This window comes from Pararhizobium sp. O133, assembly GCF_051669845.1.
In the GTDB taxonomy this organism is placed as follows: Bacteria; Pseudomonadota; Alphaproteobacteria; order Rhizobiales; family Rhizobiaceae; genus Pararhizobium.
This window is the reverse complement of the sequence record NZ_CP196427.1, coordinates 68,527-90,021: the sequence shown is the minus strand read 5'-3', so window position 1 is coordinate 90,021 and position 21,495 is coordinate 68,527. Positions and strand designations below refer to the sequence as shown.

The following is a 21,495-nucleotide window of genomic DNA, read 5'->3' as shown; positions in this document are numbered from 1 at the left end:
TGAGCAGAGCGGCGGTATCCCCCGCATAGAAAGGAAAAACCATGGACGTACGCGCCGCCGTTGCGGTTGCCGCTGGCAAGCCGTTGGAGATCATGACCGTTCAGCTGGATGGTCCACGCGCCGGCGAGGTGCTGGTCGAGGTGAAGGCGACGGGGATCTGCCACACCGACGAATTCACGCTGTCGGGCGCCGATCCGGAAGGGCTGTTTCCGGCGATCCTCGGCCATGAGGGCGCGGGTATCGTCGTCGATGTCGGGCCGGGCGTCACCTCGTTGAAGAAGGGCGATCACGTCATCCCGCTCTACACGCCGGAATGCCGCGAATGCTATTCCTGCCTGTCGCGCAAGACCAACCTCTGCACCTCGATCCGCGCGACCCAGGGCCAGGGCCTGATGCCGGACGGCACGAGCCGCTTCTCGACCGGCAAGGACAAGATCTTCCACTATATGGGCTGCTCGACCTTTGCCAATTTCACCGTGCTGCCGGAGATCGCGCTCGCCAAGGTCAATCCCGACGCCCCGTTCGACAAGATCTGTTATATCGGCTGCGGCGTGACGACCGGCATCGGCGCCGTCATCAACACGGCCAAGGTGGAAGTCGGCTCGACGGCGATCGTCTTCGGGCTGGGCGGCATCGGCTTGAACGTGCTGCAGGGCCTGCGCCTGGCCGGCGCCGACATGATCATCGGCGTCGATATCAACAATGACCGCAAGGCCTGGGGCGAAAAATTCGGCATGACGCATTTCGTCAATCCGAAGGACGTGGGCGACGACATCGTGCCCTATCTCGTCAACATGACCAAGCGCAACGGCGACACGATCGGCGGGGCGGACTACACGTTCGACTGCACCGGCAACACGAAGGTGATGCGCCAGACATTGGAATCGTCGCATCGCGGCTGGGGCAAGTCGGTGATCATCGGCGTTGCCGGTGCCGGCCAGGAAATCTCGACCCGCCCGTTCCAACTCGTCACCGGCCGCAACTGGATGGGCACGGCGTTTGGCGGCGCGCGCGGCCGCACCGACGTGCCGAAGATCGTCGACTGGTACATGCAGGGCAAGATCCAGATCGACCCGATGATCACCCATACGATGCCGCTCGAGGACATCAATAAGGGTTTCGACCTCATGCATCGCGGCGAAAGCATCAGGAGCGTGGTGATCTATTGAGTGATCGGGCGGCACCGATGTGCGCCGCCTGACAATGCCGCTTTTGCCGTCGCCGCACCGGCGGCGGCGGGCTCAGCGGTCGATGACGAGATCGCTGAGCGGTTTGGAACAGCAGGGCAGGAAGAGGCCGGCGTCGATCTCGCGCTGACGGATGCCGCCATTGTGGCTCATCTCGACCGTGCCGGAGACGAGCTTCGACTTGCAGGTGCCGCAAACGCCGTTCGAGCAGGAGGAGGGGAGCTTCACGCCGGCCTTCTTGGCGCAGGACAGCACCGTCTGCTCGCCGGACACCTCGATCTGGCGTGCCTGTTTTGCAAACGACACCTGGTAGGTTCGGGCAATCGCTTCCTTGATGACGGGAATATCGACCTCGTCGATGACGGCGGCGTCGAAGCTTTCCTCGATATAGTGCGACAAGGGAACGCCGAGTTCGGCGGTGATCGCGCGGGCCGCCGCCATGAAGGGTGCCGGGCCGCAGCACATGACGACGCGCTCGGCGACATCCGGCACCGCAAGCTTCATGTAATCCGGCGATATGCGGCCGGTGAGGCCCGGCCAGGAGGTTTCGCCATGCACCGTTTCCGGCAGGAACTGCAGGCGTAATCCTTTCATGCGGCCGGCAAGTACGGTCAGGTCGTCGCGAAAGACCAGATCCTTCGGCGTGCGCCCCGCATGCAGGAAGACGATATCGGCAGGCTCATAGCTATCGGCCAGCTCGCGCACCATCGACATCACCGGGGTGATGCCGGAACCGCCGGAGAGGAACAGGTATTTCTTCGCGTTCGGGCGGATGAAGTGGCCAAGCGGACCGTTGGCCTTGACCTTCGCATTCACCGCGAGATTGTCGTGCAGCCAGTTGGAAATCCTGCCGCCCGGAACGCGCTTGACGGTGACCGAGAAGGCGTTGGTCCGCTTTGGCGACGAGGAAATGCTGTAGCAGCGGCTTTCCGGTTCGCCGCCGATGTCGAGGTCGAACAGGAAATACTGGCCGGCCTCGAAGGCGAACAGTTTCCCTTCCGCTGATGCGAAGGTGAAGGTCTTCACGTCGTGCGTTTCCTGGTGGATGTCGATGCAGACGAGATCCTCGTCTGTATCGCGGTTCCACACATCGCCGCGCTTGAGGCGCGCTGCCGGTGTGAAAGTGCTCTTAGTATCCATGGGCGCGCATCCGGTCGATATACCACGTCGCGAACTTGTCGAGGTTGGTTTCGGAGAAGGGCGAATAGGGGCCGGGGATATAGGCCGGGTCCTCGACGCCGGCATGCGAGCGGGCGACCAGTTCGGAATCCTGATCCGTCGTGGCGATCCAGACATTGGTCAGTTTTTCGAGGTCGTAATCGACGCCCTCGACAGCGTCCTTGTGGACGAGCCATTTCGTCCGCACCAGCGTCGTGTCGGCCGACAGCGGGATGACGACGGAAACCACGGCGTGGTCGCCCATGAAGTGGTTCCAGCTGTTGTGGCCCCAGAGATGGGTGTCGCCGAGATCCTTGCGGGTCATTTTGCCGAGCAGCTTTGCGGAGGCGGCCGTCGCGTCCGGTGTCTGCGATTCACCGGCGCCCGAGATGATCAGGCGCTGGGTGCGGAAATTGGTGGTGCAATCCACCAGCTGTTCGACGGCGCCGGATGGGAAGCCGTCGGCTTCCCAGCGCCTGGTGCGTTCGTCGTAGAGTGCAAGATGTTCCTCGGCCTGCGCGCGGTCCTCGGGGCTCAGTGCATCGGGATCGAAGCCGAAGTCGAGATCGACGAAGGAGACGCAAAGCTCCGGATGGTTGGCCGAGCAATGGTAGCATTCGCGATTGTTCTCGATCGTCAGCTTCCAGTTGCCCTTCTCGATGACGTCGGTCTCGTAGGCGACCTTGGCATTGGCGATGTCGTAAGGGGCAAGGCGTTCCGCCATGACCTGTTCGAGATGGGCGATGTCCTCCGGTGGATTATCGGATAGGCAGACATAAACAAGGCCGCCGATCGACTTGAAGGCCACCTGCTTGAGGCTGCGGCATTCCTTGTCGAAACCCTTGCCCATGTGCGGGGCATAGCTCAGTTCGCCGGTCAGTTCGTAGGTCCAGGTGTGATAGGGACAGACCAGCTTGGACACGATCGACTTGCCGCTATCCAGCAGGCGCGATCCGCGATGGCGACAGACATTGTGCATCACGCGGATTTCATTGTCGTCGTCGCGCAGCAGGATCAGGCTGGTCTTGCCGATATCGACGACGGTGGCATCGCCCGGCTCCGGGACGTCGCATTCGAGGCCGATGCAGATCCAGTGCTTGCGAAAGAACACGTCCAGATCGGCCTCGAAGACATCCTCGCGCGTATAGAGGCCGGCGGGAAGCGAATGTCCCTCGGCACGCGCATCGAGCAGCGCGGAGATGGAGGAAGCGAACTTTTGCAGCATAATTCAACCTCATGTCTGCGGATTTCAAGAAGTGCTTGAGTCTAGATTCGCTGATGTGGAGCCATCGCTCAACGTCACAAATGGGCTTGACACGCATTACCAAATGTAATGCCATATTGGCAGGTCCGTTCAACCGCACGCGGTGTCGCAGACAGAGGAAAGCATGGCCAATCTGCGCAGGAAAATCCCGCCTCTGACAGCACTTACGGCCTTCGAGGCGGCAGCGCGTCTCTCAAGTTTCACCCGCGCTGCGCTCGAACTTGGTGTTACCCAGGCTGCGGTGAGCCGGCAGATCCATCTGCTGGAAGAGGATTTCGGATTCCCGCTGTTCGAGCGGCTGCATCGGCGGGTCGAGCTGACGGAAAAGGGAAAGACGCTCGCTGGCGTGACAGGAGACGCCTTCAACATGATTGCCGACACGGTTGCCGATCTTCGGCTGGAAAAACCGGACGACCAACTGGTCATCTCGGCGACCATTTCCTTTGCCCATTTCTGGCTGTTGCCGAGGATCGGGTCCTTTTCCCAGATGCATCCGAATGTGAAGCTGCGGATCATCACGCAGGATTCGCGGACGAAGATCGATGGCGGAGACATCGATGTCGCGCTCCGATACGGCAATGGTACATGGTCGGACGGTCAGGCGCAGTTCCTGTTCGACGACGAGGTCTTCCCGATCTGCAGCGCGGAATATGCGAAGACAAATGCGCCGATCGTTTCGCCGGCGGACCTTCTGAAACATCCGCTGATTTCAAGCGATACCGACGACCCGACATGGACGGGATGGGACGAATGGCTCGCGGCCCATTCGATCCAGGGCGCGGGCAAGACGCGGGGCATCCATTGCAGCTTTTATACCGAGGCGATCTATGCCGCCTTGAATGGTCAAGGTGTCGCGCTGGGCTGGAAACGGCTGGTCGGTGATCTGCTCGATCAAGGCCGGCTCGTGCGCCTGACCGAGGCATCGATCAAGACGCGGGCGGGGTATTTCGTTGTGGTCTCCAAGCGCCGGGCCGGCAAGGAGAGTGTCCGTCAGTTCATTGATTGGCTCGGCCGGTAATCATTCGAGACCGGCGTGTCCGCAATGTGTCCTTCATTTCGTGCACAAAGCCGCGATGGGGTGTAGCATCCGAGCGATCGCAACACATCCAAGCCCGGGAGGGGCGTGATGATAGACGACGACATGCCCGCCACATTTTCTTCGCCGCCCTGTTTCCTGCATGAGATCGATCCTGCCTATTCGGGATTGCCGGGGCCGCTCGACCTGCAGGCCTGGACGGATGTGAACCGTTGGCGCAAGGGGGAGCGGGCGCGTCTTATCGCCGAGCGGATGGCTGTGCCGGCCGAGATTCGCGCGGCCCAGGGTGAGGCGATCGCGGCCGGGGTGCTTGCCGAGATCGGGGATGTCGGAGGCCGCACCGTCAGCGCCTATTGGCCGTTTCGGGGCGAACCGGATATGCGGCCGCTCCTGGAGGAGATCAACCGGCGGGGCGGGCGAACGGCGCTGCCGGTGGTGGTGGAGAAGGGGAAGCCGCTTGAATTCCATCTCTGGCAGTCTGGCGAGGCTCTGTCGCGCGGCGTCTGGAACATTCCGATCCCGGCCGAAAGCCGGCCGTGCGTGCCGAATATCGTCATCGCTCCTGTCGTCGGTTATGATCCCGCCTGTTATCGCCTCGGCTATGGCGGCGGCTTCTTCGACCGGACGCTTTCTGCCCTCCCGTCCAGGCCGCTCGTCATCGGCGTTGGTTACGCAGCGGCCAGGCTCGCGACGATCTATCCGCAGCTGCACGATATTCCGATGGACTTGATCGTCTTGGAAACGGGAACTGTCCGGCCCGGCTAAGGTGGTGCCGCTGCCCGGCAAGATCGTTGTGTTGCAATGCAAGTGCCCGTGACGCAGGAAAGTGTCCTGACCCGTCGTAGCGGAAAACAACCGATCCGATTTCACCCAAGGGATTGCAGAGTCGCGATCGGGTCGGGCCCGACCAGAAGCGCATGTCCGCCATGCAGCAGGCACATTGTCGTCACTGCCGTGATGATCGCGCCGATGAGCATCGGACGATCGATGCGGAACCGGCGTTGCCGCAGCAGAAGCGTTTGGAGCGGAATGATCGCGGACCCCTTCGTTGTGCCCTGCCAATCCCCGCCGAGCCGTTTGCGTGCCCGCCGCTCCGCCATGGCGATCCCACCCAGCGCAAAGACCGTGAAACCGCCGAAGAGAATGAGGGATCTGAGGTCGCCATTCGGCAGGACGTGGCCCAACGCCCAGAAGGCGAAACCCCAGAGCACGGGATGGCGGGTGACGTTGACGATTGCGCCTTGCGCGCCGGTTTCGCGGCGCAAGGTTACGGAGAACGGGTTGGAACTGATGAGGCCGGTGATGACGAGGAACAGTCCGAGCGGCGCCAGGATGAAGGTCGCCGTCGCCTGCCAGCGCGCGGGCTCCCAAAGCTCGATGTAATCGGTGTTGAGCGCTTCATAGAACAGCCAGACGAGAAGGGCCGTCGATACCGTCGAGTAACCGGTGAAATAAACCGGTCGGCCGACCCGATCGATGATACCGGCCCGGATGGCCGGGATCGCCGGCACCGAATGCAGGAAAACGAAGAGGGCGAAGGCGATGAACAAGCCGGTCATGATTCATCCTATTGCTGCAGGAAGAGCGTCGCCGCAATCAGGCAGGATGCCGCAACGGCGATGATCGTACTGTAGGCCTGCAACACGCCCATGCGGTTGAGGGCGATCGAAAAGCCGATGATGATCGGCGTCGTGACAACGAGGCCCAGTTGTGCGTCGGTCATGGTCTGTCTCCTTTTCCTCCTTCTCGCCCGATCAGCCTGCATTGTCCTTGCGTTTGGACAAAGAAGCGCGATCGTCGGCCGGGATAGGAAGGACAAAAAGGAAACTTGTGCCATGACGCTTGTCGTTGACGGCGCCGCCGAGAAGCAATCGGATGGCGATCTCATTCTGTGGATCCTGGTCTGGAGCGAGCTGATCGCCTTCGGGGTGCTGCTTTCGGCCTTTCTGGTCATGTCCCTGCTGCAGCCGGAGAGCTATGCCATCGCGAAGCTGCATCTGAACGGCCGCCTCGCCAGTATCAATACGGTGGTCCTGATCGTCAGCGGCTGGCTGGCGGCGGAGGCCGATCGCGCCGCGTCCATTCGTATCCGCAGGCTGGCGCTTGTCGGCGCGGCGTGCCTCGGCTTTGCCTTCGTCGCGATCAAGCTCGTTGAATATTCGGGCGAAATCCGCTTTGCCGGCGATGCCGCGTTCAGTTCGTTCTTCGAACTCTATTTCATCATCACCGGCTTTCATCTCGCCCATGTGATCTTCCTGGGGCTCGTCATGCTTCTGGTCGCACGCCGGGCGGAACGGTCGAACGTGGCGCTGGTCGCGACCCTCTGGCACGTCATCGACATCGTCTGGCTGGTCATCTTTCCGGTCATCTATCTCGGGTGAAACATGAGACACAACAAGGATATCTGGTTGGCGGGGCGCGCCATTGGCGCCATCTTCGCAGCCATGCTTTCAGGCCTCGTGGCGGCGCAATGGCATCATGAGGCGATGCCATTCGCGGCCTTTGCCATCATCCTTGCCCTGGTGATCGTCAAGGCGAGGTGGATCATCTTCGACTTCATGGGATTGCGTAGCCTTCGGCCCAGGATGGCCGTCGCACTGGTCGCCTGGCCGGTCGTCTTCGTCCTTGTCGCAGCAGCCCGGACGGCCTTTACGACGTTCGGCGTCACCGGCTAGAGCATCGTTCCCTTAATACGATCCATTCTGTTGGCTGAAAACGGCCGATCCACAAGAAGGATGGCGCAGAGCGATGCGACATCCATCGGTCCAGCCATCCGCCGCAGTGGGCGGCCGTTTTCAGTCAACCCGAAGGGCTGGATGAATTTTGGCCACTACCGGCGGTGGCCGTCTCAACCGCAGCTTTTGCTGCGCTTTTCGCCAGCCGCCTTGGTTCTGGCCAAAATTCCTTCCAGCAGAATGGGGCGTATTAAGGGAACGATGCTCTAGACATCCTCCGTCATGAACCAGAGCGCGGTCACGAGATAGCCGAGGCCGAACGTCGAGCCGTAGGCGAAGATCATCAGCCAGAGACCGACCGGGCTGGTGCTGACAAGTTGTGCGATCAGGAAGGATGGCGCGACAGTCACGACCGAGAGCGCGGCAAACATGCCGAGCGCGAACCCGCTTGCGAAATTCCTCACGACGAACCAGACCAGCGGCGGCATCATCCGGGCCTCCTGTCGCCCAAACCGGCACAGGCCTGTCCGGTTCCCGCCTGCTTCAAATTTTCCGCGGCACCCCCGCCGGTCGCGTGTCTCCGATTTGTTTGCCTTTTCGCAAAGACCGATCGGTCGGATTCCCGCATCTGCCGTGGTGGAGGCTTTTGCGACCGATCGCATGGCCCGATCAATCCGACCCCTGAAGGCCAGAGGGACAGCGAATGTCAGAACATTTAACCAAAACAGGAGCGCGAAACGTCTTCTACGGCGGATCCGCTTTCTTCTTCGCGATCTTCGTCGCGCTCACCGCGCATAGCCATTATTACATGCGTACCACATCCACCGACGAGACCACGCTGACCGACGGGGTCGCGCGCGGCAAGCATGTCTGGGAAGAAAACTCCTGCATCAATTGTCACACGCTTCTCGGCGAAGGCGCCTATTTCGCCCCCGAGATCGGCAATGTCTGGAAGCGCTGGGGCGGCGACACGGATCCGGAAAGTGCCCGCGAAACACTGAAGGGATGGATGGCGTCCCAACCATCCGGCATCGAGGGCCGCCGCCAGATGCCGCAGTTCAATCTGACCGAGCAGGAGCTCAACGACCTCGCTGATTTCCTCGAATGGACCAGCAAGATCAAGACGCAGAACTGGCCTCCGAACGATGCCGGCTAACCTTAAGGGACAGGGACAAGGAATTTCCAGATGAAGTATCAAACCCAGAAGGTCGCCATGCTGTATTTCTACGGCGCGCTCGGCCTGTTCATTGCCCAGGTGCTGTTCGGCGTTCTCGCCGGCACCATCTATGTGCTGCCCAACACGCTTTCGGAGCTTCTGCCGTTCAACATCGTGCGCATGGTGCATACCAATGCACTGATCGTCTGGCTGCTGATCGGTTTCATGGGCGCCACCTATTATCTCCTTCCGGAAGAGGCCGAGACCGAGCTTTACAGCCCGAAGATCGCCATCGCCCAGTTCTGGATCTTCTTGATTGCCGCCGCGGTCGCCGTGGTCGGCTATCTGTTCCGCTATCATGAGGGCCGCGAATTCCTGGAACAACCGTTCCTGATCAAGGTCGGCATCGTCGTGGTCTGCCTGATGTTCCTCTTCAACATCACGCTGACCGTGCTCAAGGGCCGCAAGACCGTCGTCACCAATATCCTGATCTTCGGGCTCTGGGGCGTGGCGATCTTCTTCCTGTTCGCCTTCTACAATCCGGCCAACCTGGCGCTCGACAAGATGTACTGGTGGTATGTCGTCCATCTCTGGGTCGAAGGTGTCTGGGAACTGATCATGGCCTCCGTGCTCGCCTTCCTGATGATCAAACTGACCGGCGTCGACCGCGAAGTGGTCGAGAAATGGCTTTATGTCATCGTCGGTCTGGCGCTGTTCTCGGGCATTCTCGGCACCGGCCATCACTTCTACTGGATCGGCGCACCAGGCTACTGGCAGTGGATCGGCTCGATCTTCTCGACGCTCGAAGTGGCGCCTTTCTTCACCATGGTCATGTTCACCTTCGTCATGACCTGGAAGGCCGGCCGCAAGCATCCCAACCGCGCCGCCCTGCTCTGGTCGATCGGCTGCTCGGTCATGGCCTTCTTCGGCGCCGGCGTCTGGGGCTTCCTGCACACGCTGTCCTCGGTGAACTACTATACCCACGGCACCCAGCTTACCGCCGCCCACGGGCACCTTGCCTTCTTCGGCGCCTATGTGATGCTGAACCTCGCCATCATGGCCTATGCCGTGCCGGAAATCCGCGGCCGCGCGCCCTATAACCAGATGCTGTCGATGGTCAGCTTCTGGATGATGTGCACCGCCATGTCGGTCATGACCTTCGCGCTGACCTTTGCCGGTGTCCTGCAGGTCCATCTGCAGCGCGTGCTCGGCGAAGGTTACATGGACGTGCAGGACCAACTGGCGCTGTTCTACTGGATCCGGCTGGGCTCGGGCATCTTCGTGCTGATATCGGCCATCATGTTCATCTGGGCGATCTTCGTGCCGGGCAAGGAGCGGGTCGCGTCCCGGGCCTCGCTGCAGGCGGCCGAATAAGCCTTGCATGAACCTCCGGCCTCGCCTCTTTCGGCGGGGCCATGTTTTCCCTGGAGAATCCGTCATGAACATGCTTTCCACCGCCCGCGAACGGGCAGAAGTCGAAATCCCCCCCTATGTGCCGAGCGGCAACGAATGCCGGCTGTTCGAGATCGCGTGGACCCGGCAACTGCCGCTGCTCCTGAAGGGGCCGACCGGATGCGGCAAGACCCGTTTCGTCAGCCACATGGCCGCTCGCCTCGGCCTGCCGCTCTCCACGGTCTCTTGCCATGACGATCTGGCCGCCGCCGATCTAACCGGCCGTTATCTGCTGAAAGGGGGCGACACGGTCTGGGTCGATGGGCCGCTGACCAAGGCGGTCCGCGAAGGGGGCATCTGCTATCTCGACGAGGTGGTCGAGGCGCGCAAGGACGTGGCCGTCGTCCTGCATCCCTTGACCGATGACCGCCGCATCCTGCCCTTGGAGCGTACCGGCGAGCAACTCGTCGCCCCGCCGGGTTTCATGCTGGTCGTCTCCTACAATCCCGGCTACCAGAATCTGCTGAAGGCGTTGAAGCCCTCGACCAAGCAACGCTTCGTCTCGATCGAGTTCGACTTCCTTCCCAAGGCCCAGGAAATTGTCGTCGTGTCGACTGAGAGCGGCCTTGACGAAGCGCGGGTCGCGCCGCTGGTCGAGCTGGCAAACCGCCTGCGCCATCTCAAAGGTCATGACATCGAAGAAGGTGTTTCGACGCGGCTGCTTGTCTATTGCGCCGCCCTGATCGATTCCGGCCTGACTGTGCGGGAGGCCGTCCGCGTCGCCATGATCGAGCCACTGAGCGACGATCCCGACGTGAAGGCCGCCCTGATTGAAGTCGCAAACGGCGTGATCGCCTGAGGGTAGCATGTTCGAGTTCCTGGAACTGGAAGAGACCGTCGGCAAATTCTGGCATCGTTTGGTCGGCTCGACCTCGAGCATGCCGCGTTATCCCGAAAGCGCCGTGACGTTCGACCAGATGAAGCCGATCCTCGCCACCTGCTTTCGCGGCTTTGGCGGCGAGGCGACGGCGCAGCTCGGGCCGGCGCATGCGCGCACGAGTTCGCACCGGCTTCGCCTGCGACAACTGGTCGGCCTCGGCGAGGAGAAGATGGCGCTTGCCGCGCGCGATATCGGTGTGGTGATGCTGCCGCCGGCCATCGATCTCTTTGCGGACCGGACGCTCAATCGTGATCTCTACATCTGGCTTGCCGCCTATATGGCGCAGATGAGGCTGTCCGGGCTGACCGAGACCGATCCGCTCCAGGCGGATCTGGAGGCGCTTGCCATGGTAAAGGCGAATGTTCGCCGGGTGCTGTCGCGATTTCCGGGCCTTGCGAGACCCTATGTCGGCCTGTGTGCGACTCTCGCCTCCGAGCGTCGGCGCGGTCTCCTGCCGGCGGTGGAGCAACTGGTCGAAAACAGGGTGATCGGCTTGCTGCGGGCGGGCGCCGGCCTGTCGGAGATGCATCCACCGGCGATTTTCCCGCGCCATGCGCCGGCCGGCTATCAGCGGATGATGGCCGTGCCCGTCTGGCCTCTTTTCGAACGACGGCCGGAAACCGTCACGATGCCTGGCGAGGATGAGGAAAACCGGGGGACGGGAAGCATCCTCGAAGGGCAGGGGCATTATCGCGCCGACCGCGAAACGACGCGACAGCCGACGGAGCGCAGCCCCTTCATTCTCAACCGGTTCGAAAAAATCCTCGCCATGGCGGAGATGGTCAATGTCGACCGCCCGACAGACGATAAGGAGGACGATTCCGGCGATGCCGGGCGTGATCTGGACGAGATCACCCTTGGTCGCCGCAAGGAGCGCCCATCCGCGAAATTCCGCTTCGATCTCGACCTGCCGCCCGAGGCCGTCGATGCGAATGCCATCGAGGCGGAGGTCTCCTATCCGGAGTGGAACTACCGGAAGGGGGAATACATGCCTTCCTATTGCAAGGTCGTGGTTGCGACAGCGACCGCGGACGATACGGCTGCAAAGCCCTCGGAAGATATGAAGGCGCTGGTGCGCAAGGTGCGGCGCCAGTTCGAAATCCTGCGACCGAAAAACGAGGTGCTGAAGTCTCAGCTCGATGGCGCCGAACTCGACCTCGATGCGGTGGTGCGGATGCGAACCGACCTTGCCGCCGGCGGTGAGGGCACGGATCGCATCCATCTCCTGTCGCGGCCGCAAGGCCACGATCTCGCCGTAACGATCCTTGCCGATGTCTCGCTGTCGACCGATGCCTGGTTCGACAACAGACGGGTGCTCGATGTCGAAAAGGAGGCGCTGACCGTGCTTGCCCACGGACTTTCCGCCTGCGGTACCAATCATTCCATCCTGACGTTTACGTCCCGCCGCCGCTCCTGGGTGCGGATGGAGACGGTGAAGGCTTTCGGAGAGCCCATGAGCACGCAGGTCGAGCGCCGGATCGACGGGCTGAAACCCGGCTACTACACCCGCATCGGCGCCGCCATCCGGCATGCCACGGCGGAGCTGGCCAAACAGCCCAACCGCCGTCGCCTGCTGCTGATCCTGACGGACGGCAAGCCAAACGACATCGATCACTATGAGGGCCGCTTCGCGCTCGAGGATTCGCGCAAGGCGGTGTTCGAGGCACGGCGGCAAGGCACGTCTGTTTTCGCGGTGACTGTCGACAAGGACGCGCGCAGCTACTTGCCGTCGATGTTCGGCCGCAACGGCTTTGCCATCGTCGGTGACATCGGAAAGCTGCCGCAGGCGCTGCCGGCACTCTACCGGGGGCTGACGCGATAAATTGGGTGGGCGGCTGGGAGGTTCGCCCCTCACCCTAACCCTCTCCCCGTTTTGACGGGGAGAGGGGACGACCGAGTTTGCGGCATATCCCTTCTCCCCGTCAAAACGGGGCGAAGGTGCCCGACAGGGCGGATGAGAGGCACTTTTTACGCGGTATTCGTACGCTGACGGGGAGGCAGCGTGCGGAAGAGGGCTCGAAGGCGGCGGACCTTCGAGCCCTCTTTTTGTCGATATTCGCTCAGGCCGCCTTGCTGAAGGTGCGCTGGCTGTCAGCAAGATAGCTGTCAAAGGTTGCAGCGACCGTACGGACGAGGAAGCGGTAGGCACCGTCGAGGCGGATCATGCCGTTTTCGAACGAGATCAAACCATCCTCGGCCATGTCCAGCAGAGGTTGGTTCTGCCCAACCAGGACATCCGGCGAGAAGCCATGCGCGGCGGCGATTGCCGGGATATCGGCACCGAAATCGCACATCAGCCGCTCGATGACATTGGCGCGCAACCTGTCTTCGCGGGTCAGCCTGTAGCCCTTCGCTGTCGGCAGTTCACCGGCGGCAACCTTGCGCGCATAAGAGCCCGGCGGCACTTCGTTTTGCACGTAGCCATCTGCCAGCCGGCCGATCGCTGAGGCTCCGAAGCCCAGCAATGCGTCGCAATTGTCCGTGGTATAGCCCTGGAAGTTCCGCCGCAGCGCGCCGTTTTCGGCGGCGATCGCAAGCTCGTCCTCCGGCAGGGCGAAATGGTCAAGGCCGATGCGCCGGTAGCCTGCCGCGACGAGATCGGCAGCGATCGCCTCGGCCTGTTCATGGCGGGCCTGGGCATCGGGCAGGGCGTTTTCGTCGATCAGGCGTTGGTGCTTCTTGAAGCTGGGAATATGCGCATATCCGAAGACGGCGAAGCGATCCGGCCGCATGGCGATCGCGGCCCGCACGGTGTCCTGGCAGGAGGCGACCGTCTGGTGCGGCAGGCCGTAGATCAGGTCGAAATTGATGCCGCCGATGCCGTTGCGGCGCAGCGCCTCGACCGTCGCGGCGGTGGTCTCTTCCGACTGGATGCGGTTGATCGCCTTCTGCACGATGGGGTCGAAGCTCTGGACGCCAAGGCTTGCCCTCGTGACACCGCCTTCGCCGAGCGCTGCCGCCATGTCCGGGGCGAGTGTGCGCGGATCAATCTCGACCGAAATATTCGCCTCGTCGTGAATCTGGTAGTTTCGCCGCAGAAGCGACATCAGCCCGACGAATTCCTGCGGCTCGATGATCGTCGGCGTACCCCCGCCGAAATGGATTTCCCGCACGTCGAGCGGGCTCGCCGATGTCCCGGCGGCCATTTCGATCTCGCGCTTCAGCACATCGAGATAGTCGAGGATTGGTTGATCCTTCTCGGTGATGGTGGTGTGACAGCCGCAGTACCAGCACATGGAACGGCAGAACGGGATGTGCAGGTAAAGCGAGGTCGTGCCGGCGCCGATGCCCCTGATCCAGCCGGCATAATCGGCTGCATCGATCTCGTTCGAAAACTTCGGAGCGGTCGGATAGCTGGTATATCGCGGCAGGCGGGCATCGCCATATTTCGCAATGATGTCGTTGGTCATGACATTTCCTTCTTCAATCCACGACCTGTTTCTAGGACATCGCCGCGTGCTCCTCTTTGTCTTGGGTCAACATGGCCTCCGATAAATGCCGGCTGTTTGTTCCGGAGCAATGTCGGCTGGTCGCATAACCCATAGTTTGCGGTGACGGACCGCGTTGTCCGTGTTTCAATTCCAAGCTTCTGGAGCCGATATGTCAGATACCATCCCCGAAATCGATGTGCGGACGATCCCGCCGGCGCAGCGCCATCCGTCCATTTTCGGCATGCTCGCAACGCTCACGCCCGGCGCTGCCATGCATGTCACCAGCGACCACGATCCGCGTCCGTTGCACTACCAGATTTCGACCCGTTTCCCGGACGAGTTCGGCTGGGAATATCTGGAACAGGGACCCCAGGTCTGGAAGGTCGCGATCACCCGCGCCGAAAGCAGCGGCTGCGATTGTTGCTGCGGCCACTGAACCCCATGTGAAGGAAGCGATCCATGCCCGGTGCTCCCATCTCCCGCTGGACAATGTCCTATTTCGCCACATCAGTCGTCTGCTTCCTTCTCGGGTTGGCGGCGATGGGGGCGGGTTTCGGCTTTCCGTCCGAAGATGTGAGGGCGCCGGACACGCTGTTCATCGTCCACCTGCTGGCGATCGGCTGGCTGGGGCTTTTGTTTTGCGGCGCGCTTCTTCAGTTCGTGCCGGTGCTCGCCGCCGCCAAGGCCCGCTTCGCGCGCGTGGCGGCACCGGCACTGGTCCTGCTGGTCTGCGGCCTGTCGGCGCTGCTGGCCGGCTTCCTGACGCTTGGCGGCCATGTCGATCTGGACCTTTCCATCCTGCCGACTGGTGCGGCCTTGCTGGCAATGGGCTTTGTTGCCCTGGCCCTGTCGTTCGCCGCGACGATCCTGTCGCAGCCGTCGAGGGATCATTCGAGCCGGCTCGTCCTCATCGGTCTTGCGGCACTTCTCGTGACGATTTCGCTCGGCGCTATCTTCACCAGCGTGTTAAGCGGCTGGCTGAACACGGATTGGGGCGCCGATCTGCTGATCCGGGGCCTGCCGGTGCATGCAATCTCGGGCACGGTCGGCTGGATGAGCGTCACGGCCGTCGGTGTCAGCTACCGGTTGTTCTCTATGTTCATGCTGGCGCCGGAAACCGGCTTCTCGACCCGGCGGCTGATTTCCAGCGTGGTTCTGGCCCTCGTCGTCCTCTGGTCCGGATTGTTCGTTTCCTTCCTCTATCCAGACCTCGTTGGGGCGATGGAAGCGATCGCGATCCTGCTTTTTGGCATCGCTCTTGCTTTCTACCTCGCCGACATCGCCAGGATGGTCCGGTCGCGCCGTCGCAAGACGCTGGAACTCAACACTGTCGCGGGGGTCGGAGCGCTGATCTATCTCGTCGTCGCCTTTGTCATGCTCGCGGTCGAGCAGATCGTGCCGGACACGGTGCCACTCGGGCAGGCGGCCGTCTATGCGCTGGTCATGGGCTGGCTTTCCGGACTGGGGCTGGCGCAGCTCTACAAGATCGTTCCATTCCTGACCTGGCTTGAAGCCTATGGTCCAGTGATGGGGCGGGCCCCGGTGCCGCGCGTGCAGGACCTCGTCAAGGAAGCCTGCGGTCGAATCTGGTTTATTCTCTATCATGTTGGCGTTTCGATCGGAGTTGTCGCGCTGCTTTCCGGCATCGATATGCTTTTCCGGCTGGCGGCCCTGGCCGAATGCGCCGCCGTCGCCGGGCTCGTGGTGGAATTCGTCCGCGCGCGCCGATTGGAATATGCGCCCACCGACATCCGGCTGCCTCACGGTGCGGTGCGTCCGCATCTGCTATACGCCAATCAGAACTGAAGGAGTAAGCCAATGGGTATCGAATACAAGGAACTGGACGTCCGCCCCCTGCTGGCCGCAGGCGTGGAGCCCCTCGTCGCGATCATGACCGCAGTGGACGGGTTGAGGCCGAAGGAAGGGCTGCGCCTGCTGGCGCCGTTCAAGCCGCAGCCGCTGTTTTCCGTCATGGAGCGCAAAGGCTTCCTCTATGAACTTTCCGAACTCGCCGATGGTGACTATGAAGTGCGTTTCTTCCCAAAGAATGCCGAGGTCCAGTCCTCGGACGATGCCGGGAGTGCGGACAATTGGGCAGACCCGACCGTCGAGCTTGACCTGACCGAGCTCGACCCGCCGCAGCCGATGGTGAAAATCCTGCATGCGCTGGAGACGATGCCGGTCGGAAGCGTGCTTTTCGCAGTCCTCGGACGCGAGCCGGTTTTCCTGTTTCCGGAATTGATCAAGCGCGGCCACCAATGGGTTGGAAATTTCGATGAGGCGGGAGCGGCCTTTCGCATGATGATCAAGCGTGGGGAACCGAAGCAATGATCGCGCCCCAAGCAATCTCCGACCGGATCGCGATCGCCCTGTCCGATGTCATCGACCCCGAAATCGGCCGAAGCGTGGTCGATATCGGTCTGATCTATTCAGCGGACGTGATGGAAGACGACCGCCTGCTGATCCGCATGACCACGACGACGCGCGGCTGCCCGGCAGCAGGCTTCCTCGTCGATGCCGTTCGCGAACGGGCGGCGGCGGAAGGCCTGGCGCGGACCGTCGATGTCGAACTGACCTACGACCCGCCGTGGTCGCCGGACATGATGCGGGGGTGAGCCATGATTGCATCCTGCCAGCCGACATCTATCCTCGGCAATCTCACTGGCGCCATCCTGGTATCCGGCCGGGAGAGTTCCGCCGTCGGGCCTGATGGCCCGGCACGGATATTCAATACAAATAAGGGACCGAAAACTTCCGGTCTCGCCGACAGTCCGAATGCCGGCCACGGACGTCAGTTCAGCTGACAATCGCCCGGATAGCCGCGCATCGAAGGCCACTCAGTCGTTCGCATATTCCGACATCGTGCCGTCCAGATAAGCCGCCAGCTTGGCGCTGTCATGCCAACCACTATGGGCGGTCTTGCCGATGAGCTCGGCCGGAACCTTCCAGCCGGGATCGACGCCTTCCATGTTCGGCAGTTCATGCGCGATCCCCTTGTGGCAATCGATGCAGGTCGCCTTGCGGGAGAGAAGATAGCGCGTATGGATTTCCGCCGCGCGCTCCGTCTGCTTCGTCAGGTCCATGGCTGCCATCGAGTGGCAATTGCGGCATTCCAGGCTGTCATTGGCCTTCAGGCGCGCCCATTCGTGCTGGGCCAGTTCCAGGCGATGATCCAGAAATTTCTCGCGCGTGTTGATCGTGCCGAAAATCTTGCCCCAGACCTCCTTGGAGGCCTGCATCTTGCGGGCGATCTTGTCCGTCCACTGGTGCGGAACGTGGCAGTCCGGACAGCTGGCGCGGACGCCCGAGCGGTTGGAGAAGTGCACAGTCCGTGTCAGCTCCTCGTAGACATTGGTCTTCATCTCATGGCAGCTGGTGCAGAAGGCCTCTGTATTGGTGATTTCCAGCGCGGTGTTGAACGCACCCCAGAACATCACGCCGCCGACGAAGCCGCCCAGTGTCAGAAAGCCGAGGCTGAGCGTCACCGCCGGCGTCGTGAGCAGCGTCCATACCCAAAGGACAAGGGCTTTCACGCGCGCGATCATTGTTCAGAACCCGCCGGCTGGAAGCCAAGTTCGCTCATGTCCTTGAAGGTGTTCGGCACCAATGGCTTCACGTCGGCCTGGGGTACATGGCAGGCGGTGCAGAAATAGCGGCGCGGCGAGACGTCCGCGAGCATCTGGCCTTCGCGGGTCATGTAATGGGTGACGCTGATCATCGGCGCTCCCGAGCCTTCCGTCAGCTCGCGCTTGTGGCAGGAGAGGCAGCGGTTGGTGTTGACCGACAGCTGGTAGCCGTCGATCGAATGCGGGATGATCGGCGGCTGGTCCGGATAGTTCCGCATCTTGCGCAGGTCGTCGATCACCCATTTCGGCAAGGGACGGGTATCCTGGCTCTGCATCGGATCCTGGCTTCCGGTCAGCGGCGGCACGACCTGCGCCAAGGTGACGCCGCCGGTAAAGAGACAGAGGGCGACCGCCGTAATCGCCCAGGTGCGCCTTCTGATCAGGCGACGGGAAGAATCTTGACTGCGCATTTTTTGAAATCCGTCTGCTTGGAGATGGGATCTGTGGCGTCGAGCGTGACCTTGTTGATCAGTTGGCTGGCATCGAACCACGGGACGAAGATCACGCCGTGCGGCATGCGGTTTCTCCCCCGCGTATCGACACGGCTGAGGATTTCGCCGCGCCGTGACTGAATGCGGATTTCGGCGCCTTGGTTGATGCCCATCCTGCGGGCATCGTCGCCGTTCATGAAGCAACGGGCGCCGGGGAAGGCCTTGTAGAGTTCAGGCACGCGCATCGTCATCGAGCCGGAATGCCAATGTTCGAGCACGCGGCCGGTGACCAGCCAGAAATTGAACTCCTCGTCGGGAGATTCGGCTGGCGGCTCGTAGGGGACGCCGAGAATGACGGCGCGGCCGTCCTTCTGTCCGTAGAACTTGAGGCCTTCGCCGGGTTTGACATAGGGGTCGTAGCCCTCGCGGTACCGCCACCGTGTCTCCTTGCCGTCGACGACGGGCCAGCGCAGACCGCGCACTTGATGATAGGTATCGTAGGGCGCCAGATCATGGCCGTGGCCGCGGCCGAAGCTGGCATATTCCTCGAACAGCCCCTTCTGCAGGTAGAAGCCGAAGGCCTTGGCCTCGCGATTTTCATATTCGGTCGGAACTTCCGTAAGGGGGAATTTATCGACCTGACCATTCTGGAACAGGACTTCGTACAGGGTCTTGCCCTTGTATTCCGGGTCCTTGGCAAGGATATCGGCGGGCCAGACCTCGTCCGTGGTGAAGCGCTTCGAGAATTCAACCATCTGCCAAAGGTCGGAGCGCGCTTCTCCGGGCGCCGTCACGAGTTGGTGCCAGACATGGGTGCGCCGTTCGGCATTGCCATAGGCGCCTTCCTTCTCGACCCACATGGCCGCAGGCAGGATAAGGTCGGCGCTCATCGTCGTCACTGTCGGATAGGCATCGGAGACGACGATGAAGTTATCGGGATTGCGATAACCCTTGTAGGTCTCGTTGCTGGTGTTGGGGGCGGCTTGAACGTTGTTGTTGACCTGCACCCAGTAGAAATTCAACTTGCCGTCATGCAGCATCCGGTCCTGCTCGACGGCGTGATAGCCGACCTTGTCCGGCAGCAAGCCGGCCGGCAGCTTCCAGAGTTCTTCCGCATGCTTGCGGTGTTCCGCATTGGTGACAACCATGTCGGCGGGCAGGCGGTGGGCGAAGGTGCCAACCTCGCGCGCCGTGCCGCAGGCCGAAGGCTGGCCGGTGAGCGAGAAGGGGCTATTTCCGGGCTCGGAGATTTTTCCGGTAAGCAGATGGATATTGTAGACCATCTGGTTGGCCCAGACGCCGCGCACATGCTGGTTGAAGCCCATGGTCCAGAGCGACATGACCTTGATCTTCGGATCGGCATAAAGCTCGGCCAACTGTTCCAGAAACGCGCTGTCGCAGCCGGTCAGTTCGGCGGTCTTTTCGAGCGTGTATTCCGAGACGATCTGCTTGAACGCCTCGAAGTCGATCGCGTCCATCTTGGCGGCATCGGCGACGCCCTTGGCTTTCAGCTCCAGTGGATTGTCCGGACGCAAGCCGTAGCCGATGTCCGTGGTGCCCTTCATGAATTTCGTGTGCTTGTCGACGAACTCCTGGTTCACCCGTCCGGTCTGGATGATGTGGTTGGCGATATAGTTGAGGATCGCCAGATCCGTGCCGGGCTTGAAGATCAGCGGAATGTCGGCGAGGTCCATGCTGCGATGGGTGAAGGTTGACAGCACCGCGACCTTCACATGCTCGTGCCCGAGCCGCCGATCGGCCAGGCGCGTCCACAGGATCGGATGCATCTCGGCCATGTTCGAGCCCCAGAGCACGAAGGCGTCGGCATTCTCGAAATCGTCGTAGCAGCCCATCGGCTCGTCCATGCCGAACGTGCGCATGAAGGCGACGGCGGCGGACGCCATGCAGTGACGGGCGTTGGGGTCGAGATTGTTGGAGCGGAAGCCGGCGCGCATCAGCTTGGTCGCCGCATATCCTTCGAAGATCGTCCACTGACCGGAGCCGAACATGCCGACGGCGGTCGGGCCTTTTTCCTTCAGCACCCGCTTGGCCTGTGCGGCCATTATGTCGAAGGCTTCTTCCCAAGTGATCGGCTCGAATTCGCCGTCCTTTGCATAGGCGCCGTCGCGTTTGCGCAACAGCGGCGTCGTCAGGCGATCCTTGCCGTACATGATCTTGGAGAGGAAATAGCCCTTGACGCAGTTGAGGCCGCGATTGACCTCCGCCTCCATGTCGCCATGCGTGGCGACGACATGATTGTCCTTGACGCCGACCATCACGCCGCAGCCGGTGCCGCAGAAGCGACAGGGCGCCTTGGACCATTTGATTTCCAGCGCCTCGACCCCGCCGGGCACGGACTGGGCCGCTGCCGGCATGGCGATGCCCGCGGTTGAGGCCGCAATCGCCGCCGCCTGCGCCTTCAGGAGATCACGCCGCGTCAGTTCGCTCGTCATCCCTCACCTCCTTCTTCTGCATAACCTGTTCAAAAACCATGTGTGCGGCAAGCACGTCGTCCATCGCGGAAATGCGGATGAGCGTCTCGCCGAGTACGCTTGAATGCGGTCCCTCGATGACGACGACGATCTTGCCGGGCTTGGCGGCGTGAACCTCGACCCCCTCCAGCATGACGAGCCGGGACGCGACTTTGTCCGTCAGTTCCGGCCGCGTGACGACGACCGCGCTCGAAATGTGATGACTGTCAGACATGGGCTACCTCCCGGGACACGGGTCGCATGGAGATGGAGGCGGTGGGACAGAGCCCGATGCAGGCGCCGCAGCCGGTGCAGGCATCCGCGTCAAGGCTTGGCACGAACGGGCCGCCCCGCCGGGGTCGGAAGCTGATGGCATCGGCCGGACAACCGTCCCTGCAGGCCTGGCAGTCCACATAGTTCACCGCGAGGCAGCTGTCCTCGATGACGGCATGATGGGGGAAACGAGTCGTGGATACAGGCGGGAAAACCCGCTCGGGACATCGCTCCGCGCACGTGCCGCAGAAGGTGCATTCGCCGCGATCGAAATCGATGGTCGGGAGACCCGACCGCATGACGATAATTTGACTTGGACAGGCTTCGACACACTTGCCGCAGCCGGAACAGTCGAGCACCGACTGCTCGGTGACACCCGGCGGATAAACGGCGGCGGTCTCGATCATCGGTCGACCGGTCAGAAATGCACGCCTGGTGGAAACGGATGCCGGCAT

General features: G+C 61.9%; 24 protein-coding genes. 13 read left to right on the top strand and 11 right to left on the bottom strand.

Features of this window, described 5'->3' with window-relative positions; genetic code table 11:
• Window positions 1–41: 41 nt before the first annotated feature.
• Window positions 42–1,169, top strand: coding sequence for an S-(hydroxymethyl)glutathione dehydrogenase/class III alcohol dehydrogenase (locus tag ACST81_RS22910; RefSeq protein ID WP_438754324.1), 1,128 nt, complete (start codon window positions 42–44; stop codon window positions 1,167–1,169).
• A 72-nt stretch (window positions 1,170–1,241) separates the two neighbouring features.
• Here ACST81_RS22910 and ACST81_RS22905 read toward each other — a convergent pair whose 3' ends face one another.
• Window positions 1,242–2,327: an FAD-binding oxidoreductase gene (locus tag ACST81_RS22905; RefSeq protein ID WP_438754323.1), complete on the bottom strand. Its 1,086-nt coding sequence runs from the start codon at window positions 2,325–2,327 to the stop codon at window positions 1,242–1,244.
• Complete coding sequence (locus ACST81_RS22900; protein WP_438754321.1) at window positions 2,317–3,570, bottom strand: aromatic ring-hydroxylating oxygenase subunit alpha; 1,254 nt, start codon at window positions 3,568–3,570, stop codon at window positions 2,317–2,319. Before ACST81_RS22900 ends, ACST81_RS22905 begins: the two co-directional genes overlap by 11 nt.
• Window positions 3,571–3,733: 163 nt before the next feature.
• Between ACST81_RS22900 and ACST81_RS22895 the strand changes: the two genes are divergently transcribed.
• Together ACST81_RS22895 and ACST81_RS22890 are read left to right on the top strand one after the other, a co-directional pair.
• Complete coding sequence (locus tag ACST81_RS22895; protein ID WP_438754319.1) at window positions 3,734–4,627, top strand: LysR substrate-binding domain-containing protein; 894 nt, start codon at window positions 3,734–3,736, stop codon at window positions 4,625–4,627.
• A gap of 108 nt (window positions 4,628–4,735) precedes the next feature.
• The gene (locus tag ACST81_RS22890) at window positions 4,736–5,410 is read left to right on the top strand and encodes a 5-formyltetrahydrofolate cyclo-ligase (protein ID WP_438754317.1); all 675 of its coding nucleotides are present in this window, start codon (window positions 4,736–4,738) and stop codon (window positions 5,408–5,410) included.
• Window positions 5,411–5,511: 101 nt separating this feature from the next.
• Here the strand turns inward: ACST81_RS22890 and ACST81_RS22885 are convergent, their stop codons facing one another.
• Together ACST81_RS22885 and ACST81_RS22880 are read right to left on the bottom strand one after the other, a co-directional pair.
• Window positions 5,512–6,204 carry an NnrU family protein gene (locus ACST81_RS22885; RefSeq protein WP_438754315.1) on the bottom strand — a complete coding sequence of 231 codons (693 nt, stop codon included), beginning with the start codon at window positions 6,202–6,204 and terminating at the stop codon, window positions 5,512–5,514.
• An 8-nt stretch (window positions 6,205–6,212) separates the two neighbouring features.
• Window positions 6,213–6,368: a hypothetical protein gene (locus tag ACST81_RS22880; protein WP_325464795.1), complete on the bottom strand. Its 156-nt coding sequence runs from the start codon at window positions 6,366–6,368 to the stop codon at window positions 6,213–6,215.
• Between the two features lie 112 nt (window positions 6,369–6,480).
• Between ACST81_RS22880 and ACST81_RS22875 the strand changes: the two genes are divergently transcribed.
• Window positions 6,481–7,026: a cytochrome c oxidase subunit 3 gene (locus ACST81_RS22875; protein ID WP_438754313.1), complete on the top strand. Its 546-nt coding sequence runs from the start codon at window positions 6,481–6,483 to the stop codon at window positions 7,024–7,026.
• Window positions 7,027–7,029: 3 nt separating this feature from the next.
• Window positions 7,030–7,320: a hypothetical protein gene (locus tag ACST81_RS22870; RefSeq protein ID WP_438754311.1), complete on the top strand. Its 291-nt coding sequence runs from the start codon at window positions 7,030–7,032 to the stop codon at window positions 7,318–7,320.
• Window positions 7,321–7,586: 266 nt separating this feature from the next.
• On the opposite strand, the gene ACST81_RS22865 is transcribed toward ACST81_RS22870, so the two are convergent.
• The gene (locus tag ACST81_RS22865; RefSeq protein ID WP_438754309.1) at window positions 7,587–7,811 is read right to left on the bottom strand and encodes a hypothetical protein; all 225 of its coding nucleotides are present in this window, start codon (window positions 7,809–7,811) and stop codon (window positions 7,587–7,589) included.
• 212 nt (window positions 7,812–8,023) lie between these two features.
• On the opposite strand from ACST81_RS22865, the gene ACST81_RS22860 reads away from it, so the two are divergent.
• The 4 genes from ACST81_RS22860 (at window position 8,024) to ACST81_RS22845 (ending at window position 12,630) form a co-directional block, all read left to right on the top strand.
• Window positions 8,024–8,476: a c-type cytochrome gene (locus ACST81_RS22860; RefSeq protein WP_438754308.1), complete on the top strand. Its 453-nt coding sequence runs from the start codon at window positions 8,024–8,026 to the stop codon at window positions 8,474–8,476.
• A gap of 30 nt (window positions 8,477–8,506) precedes the next feature.
• Window positions 8,507–9,850 (top strand): cbb3-type cytochrome c oxidase subunit I, encoded by a 1,344-nt coding sequence (locus ACST81_RS22855; RefSeq protein ID WP_438754307.1) that lies wholly within the window; start codon window positions 8,507–8,509, stop codon window positions 9,848–9,850.
• A 64-nt stretch (window positions 9,851–9,914) separates the two neighbouring features.
• Entirely contained in the window at window positions 9,915–10,727 is an 813-nt protein-coding gene (locus ACST81_RS22850) for a CbbQ/NirQ/NorQ/GpvN family protein (RefSeq protein WP_438754305.1), read from the top strand.
• A gap of 7 nt (window positions 10,728–10,734) precedes the next feature.
• Window positions 10,735–12,630, top strand: a complete 1,896-nt coding sequence (locus ACST81_RS22845; RefSeq protein WP_438754303.1) for a nitric oxide reductase activation protein NorD — start codon at window positions 10,735–10,737, stop codon at window positions 12,628–12,630.
• Window positions 12,631–12,868: 238 nt separating this feature from the next.
• Here the strand turns inward: ACST81_RS22845 and hemN are convergent, their stop codons facing one another.
• The gene (gene hemN, locus ACST81_RS22840; protein ID WP_438754301.1) at window positions 12,869–14,218 is read right to left on the bottom strand and encodes an oxygen-independent coproporphyrinogen III oxidase; all 1,350 of its coding nucleotides are present in this window, start codon (window positions 14,216–14,218) and stop codon (window positions 12,869–12,871) included.
• A 190-nt stretch (window positions 14,219–14,408) separates the two neighbouring features.
• On the opposite strand from hemN, the gene ACST81_RS22835 reads away from it, so the two are divergent.
• From ACST81_RS22835 to ACST81_RS22820, 4 genes are read left to right on the top strand one after another with little or no spacing between them, the layout of a single operon-like run.
• The gene (locus tag ACST81_RS22835; protein ID WP_438754299.1) at window positions 14,409–14,675 is read left to right on the top strand and encodes a DUF2249 domain-containing protein; all 267 of its coding nucleotides are present in this window, start codon (window positions 14,409–14,411) and stop codon (window positions 14,673–14,675) included.
• Window positions 14,676–14,698: 23 nt separating this feature from the next.
• Window positions 14,699–16,045, top strand: a complete 1,347-nt coding sequence (locus ACST81_RS22830; protein WP_438754297.1) for a hypothetical protein — start codon at window positions 14,699–14,701, stop codon at window positions 16,043–16,045.
• A 12-nt stretch (window positions 16,046–16,057) separates the two neighbouring features.
• A complete protein-coding gene (locus ACST81_RS22825) occupies window positions 16,058–16,570 on the top strand; it encodes a DUF2249 domain-containing protein (protein ID WP_438754295.1) in 513 nt (170 codons plus the stop codon).
• Complete coding sequence (locus ACST81_RS22820; protein ID WP_438754293.1) at window positions 16,567–16,854, top strand: metal-sulfur cluster assembly factor; 288 nt, start codon at window positions 16,567–16,569, stop codon at window positions 16,852–16,854. Before ACST81_RS22825 ends, ACST81_RS22820 begins: the two co-directional genes overlap by 4 nt.
• 222 nt (window positions 16,855–17,076) lie before the next feature.
• Here ACST81_RS22820 and ACST81_RS22815 read toward each other — a convergent pair whose 3' ends face one another.
• The 5 genes from ACST81_RS22815 to napF are packed head-to-tail and all read right to left on the bottom strand — an operon-like array spanning window position 17,077 to window position 21,495.
• Complete coding sequence (locus tag ACST81_RS22815; RefSeq protein WP_438754599.1) at window positions 17,077–17,781, bottom strand: NapC/NirT family cytochrome c; 705 nt, start codon at window positions 17,779–17,781, stop codon at window positions 17,077–17,079.
• Complete coding sequence (locus tag ACST81_RS22810; RefSeq protein WP_438754291.1) at window positions 17,781–18,275, bottom strand: nitrate reductase cytochrome c-type subunit; 495 nt, start codon at window positions 18,273–18,275, stop codon at window positions 17,781–17,783. Before ACST81_RS22810 ends, ACST81_RS22815 begins: the two co-directional genes overlap by 1 nt.
• On the bottom strand, window positions 18,245–20,749 hold the full coding sequence (gene napA, locus ACST81_RS22805; protein ID WP_438754289.1) for a periplasmic nitrate reductase subunit alpha: 2,505 nt from the start codon (window positions 20,747–20,749) through the stop codon (window positions 18,245–18,247). Before napA ends, ACST81_RS22810 begins: the two co-directional genes overlap by 31 nt.
• Window positions 20,724–21,002, bottom strand: coding sequence for a chaperone NapD (locus ACST81_RS22800; protein WP_438754287.1), 279 nt, complete (start codon window positions 21,000–21,002; stop codon window positions 20,724–20,726). Before ACST81_RS22800 ends, napA begins: the two co-directional genes overlap by 26 nt.
• Window positions 20,995–21,495, bottom strand: a complete 501-nt coding sequence (napF, locus tag ACST81_RS22795; RefSeq protein WP_438754286.1) for a ferredoxin-type protein NapF — start codon at window positions 21,493–21,495, stop codon at window positions 20,995–20,997. Before napF ends, ACST81_RS22800 begins: the two co-directional genes overlap by 8 nt.